3 protein-coding genes are annotated in these 3,701 nt (G+C 67.2%); all 3 read right to left on the bottom strand.

Annotated features, from left to right (window positions below):
* Nucleotides 1–78 precede the first annotated feature (78 nt).
* A complete protein-coding gene (locus tag QOI01_RS14325; RefSeq protein ID WP_526381945.1) occupies nucleotides 79–1,791 on the bottom strand; it encodes an L-lactate permease in 1,713 nt (570 codons plus the stop codon).
* A 195-nt stretch (nucleotides 1,792–1,986) separates the two neighbouring features.
* The gene (locus tag QOI01_RS14320; RefSeq protein ID WP_526381943.1) at nucleotides 1,987–2,310 is read right to left on the bottom strand and encodes a hypothetical protein; all 324 of its coding nucleotides are present in this window, start codon (nucleotides 2,308–2,310) and stop codon (nucleotides 1,987–1,989) included.
* Between the two features lie 10 nt (nucleotides 2,311–2,320).
* Nucleotides 2,321–3,580, bottom strand: a complete 1,260-nt coding sequence (tap, locus tag QOI01_RS14315; protein WP_526381941.1) for a multidrug efflux MFS transporter Tap — start codon at nucleotides 3,578–3,580, stop codon at nucleotides 2,321–2,323.
* Nucleotides 3,581–3,701: the final 121 nt, after the last annotated feature.

Here is a 3,701-nt window from a genome sequence, read left to right as displayed (position 1 = left end):
CACCACCGTGCCCTCGGGAAGTTCAGCAGTCAGTTCAGCCAACATGTCGGTGCTCACCACTCGATGCTACGAGGCGCGTCACGGGACCATCCACGACAACACGGACGAGGCCTGCAACGCGGAGATGATGCACAGCAGGACCAGGAACCCGAGGCTCCACAGGATCACCCGACGGAAGATGTCGCCCTCCTTGCCGTTCAGGCCGACCGCGGCGGCCGCGATGGCGAGGTTCTGCGGCGAGATCATCTTGCCGAGTACCCCGCCGGAACTGTTCGACGCGGCCATCAGAATCTCCGACAGACCGGCCTGATTCGCCGCGGTGACCTGCAGCGCGCCGAACAGTGAGTTGGCCGACGTGTCGGAGCCGGTGACCGCAACGCCGAGCCAGCCGAGGATGGGGGACAGCAGCGCGAAGGCCGCGCCTGCGCCTGCCATCCAGGTGCCGAGGGTGATCGTCTGACCGGAGACGTTCATGACGAAGGCCAACGCCAGCACCGTCATCACCGTGAGGATCGCCCAGCGCAGCTGGTGAAGTGTCGCCCCGTACGCCTTGACCGCCCGTGGCGCGGAGAGCTTCAGCGCAATCATCGTCAGAACACCCGCGACGAGCATCTGGGTGCCGGGAGAAGTGAGCAGGTTCAGCGTGAACTTGGTCAGGCTCAACGGGTCCCCGCTGGCGTCGACGACGCTGAGGCCGGGCCAGTTGAAGACGAACGTCGCCTTGTCGAGCAGTCTCTTCACCGCGGGGATCTGGCAGATCACGAAGACCCCGATGATGATTCCGTAGGGCGCGTACGCCCTGACGACGTCTGCTCGCGAGTCGTGATGGTCCTTCGCGTCGGCGACCCGCGCCGCGAATTCAGGGGTCGGCTCGTCGCCCGCCGGACTTGATCCTCCGGTCGCTTCGCTCCCCCCCGCAAGCGGGGGTACCCCCGGCGCCGAACCGGCGACGACGGCAGCCCGCTCCGTGTACGACGAGCGGGGCTGCCATACCCGCACCAGCGCCACCACGGCCGCGGCCGACAGCAACGAGGCGACGACGTCGGCCAGCGGTACGGAGAGGAAGTTCGACGTGGCGTACTGCGCGACCGCGAACACGACCCCGCAGACCACTGCCGCGGGCCATGTCTCGCGCATGCCGCGACGGCCGTCGACGATCGCCACCAGTGCCAGCGGCACGAGCAGCGCGAGGATGGGGGTCTGTCGCCCGACCATCGCGCCGAGTGTGTCGACGGGCAACTCCGTGACCTTGCCCAGAGTGATGATGGGGGTGGCCATCGCCCCGAATGCCACCGGCGCGGTGTTGGCAACCAGCGCCAGCACGGCCGCTTTCATCGGCTTGAAGCCGAGTGCCATCAGCATCACCGAGGTAACCGCCACCGGGGTGCCGAAGCCGGCGAGCGCCTCCATCAAAGCGCCGAACGAGAACGCGATGATGATCGCCTGGATGCGTTGGTCGTCGCTGACTGATCCGAAGGAGCGCCGCAGTACGTCGAAATGCCCTGTCTCGACGGTCATCTGGTACACCCAGATGGCGTTGATGACGATCCACAGGATGGGGAAGAAGCCGAACGCCGCACCCTCGGATCCGGCAAGCAGGGTCTGTCCGACGGGCATGCCGTAGACCACGACGGCGATCACGATGCTGACGGCGAGCGATATCAGCGACGCCTTCCACGCGGTCATCTTCAACGCGCCGAGCAGGACGAACAACAGCAATAGGGGTACTGCCGCGACCGCGGCGCTCCAACCCAGTGAGTTGGCGATCGGGTCGAGAACTTGCTGGTACACAGGCTCACCTCGTTGTGGCGGGTGTCACATTTCGATTGGGTTTACCCGTCTCGAAGTGTGATCTAACCACGTGCGCTCACGGCGGTTCTGCCTAGTCGGTTCTCAGGGCCACAGCCGTGTTCGGCTACAGCCGCCCGGCGCGTCGAGATCGGCGGTGTAGAGCAAGCGCTGATGACGTCGTTCCGGGTCGCCCTGTCATAACTCGACCCGCTCGGGCGCCACGGCGTAGGAAACCCACTCGTCGGGAACCAGGGCGGGGTCGGCCTCGAGTCGCGCCTTCGCCAGGGCAACGCCCAAATCCGCTGTATCCGCCAGGGGTTGGGGGTCCTTCAATATCAGCATTCTGGCGTCGGGCGCATGCGGCTCGGGCACGCCCGCCTCCACCGCGGCGGTCAACCACTCGACGAACAGCGCAACCGGATCGTCCGGCGCTCGGCTTGGATCGAACGCCGGTGCGGCGCCGACGAGCACCGGTAGTGCCCGCAACGTGGCGCGCATGTCCGGATCGTCGACTGCCACGACGCTCCTCTCAGCCTGCGGGAGTGGTTGATTCGGACGTACCGCGCTCCGGGACGCGGTCGAGATCGCGCAGCGACGGCAACAGCAGCGCCACGATGCCGAGAACCACCATGGGCAGTGACAGCGCGAAGAACGTCGCCCCGAGACCTGCCGTGTCGGCCAACGGACCGGCGAGGATCAACCCGAGGGGCCCGGCCGCGTAGGCCAGCGACCCCATCACGCCGACCACGCGTCCGCGCAGATGTTGCGGCGCGCGGGTTTGCATGACGTAGTTGTAGATCGGGGCAATCGGTCCGTAGACGAAGCCGACGATCGCGCACAGCACGAGGATCACGGGCAGCGGCGGCAGGAACGCGATGATCGTCATCGCCACGCCCAGCGTCAGCACGGCGATCAACATCGTCGTCCGCCGCTTCACGTACTTGGACGTGACCGCGTAGCCGAGCGCGCCGACCAGACCACCGACCGACAGTGCCATCAGCACCCAGCCGAGCTGCGCAGGCTCGTTGCGATCGGTGAAGTACTTGGGGAACAGCACGCTCTCCATCGGCATGTACAGCCCGGTCGCGGCCAGGTCGATGAACGCCAGCGTGCGCAGCACCCTCATGTTCCAGACGAACGACAGCCCCTCCACGACGCCCGCCCAGACGCCGTCGGGCAGGGCGTCGCGGTCGGGCTTGCCCGCGCCCTCGAGGCGCAGCACCGCGATCGCGGCCATCGACAGCACGAACGCTCCCGCGGTGACCCACATGGTGTTCACGCCGCCGAGCGTGGTGATCAACAGCCCGCCGATGCCCGGGCCCACGATGTAGGCCAGGTTGAACACTGCCTCGTACACGCTGTTCGCATGGTCCAGCGTCCAGCCGGCGCGAGCCGCGGCCTCGGGCAGCATCGATTCGCGTGCCGTCATGCCCGCCGGGTCGAAGAACGCGCCGAGGGCCGCCAGCGAGGCGAGCACCGCGACGTTGATCGCGTCCGCCCCATAGGTCAGAGCGATGAGCGGCACGGCGATCACCGACACGGCCGACAGGGCATCGGAGATCATCGACACCCGCCGCCGCCCGAGGTAGTCGACCGCCGCCCCCGCGATCAGCGTGGCCACCAGAAGCGGCAACGTGCCCGCCATCGCGACGATCGAGGCGTCCAGTGCAGAGCCGTTGCGCTGCAGCACCAGCCAGGGGAACGCGATCAACGAAATGCCGTTGCCCGCGCCAGCCATCAGCGCGGCGAACAGGATCAGATAGGTCGGTCCACGCTTGGAGTTCGTCATGGGATATCGGGTGGAATCTAACAGCGGGCCTGCCCGGGCCGCGAGCGTTTTTCGGGGCCGTGCACAGTGATGGGGTGACGCTGCCGCATCCCCGGACGGGTGAGCCCTTCGTCTCGCCGGT

Origin of the sequence: Mycobacterium sp. (assembly GCF_032162605.1) — a bacterium.
GTDB lineage: Bacteria > Actinomycetota > Actinomycetes > Mycobacteriales > Mycobacteriaceae > Mycobacterium.
Note: the sequence above shows the minus strand (reverse complement) of the source record. Positions and strands in the feature narration are given on the sequence as shown.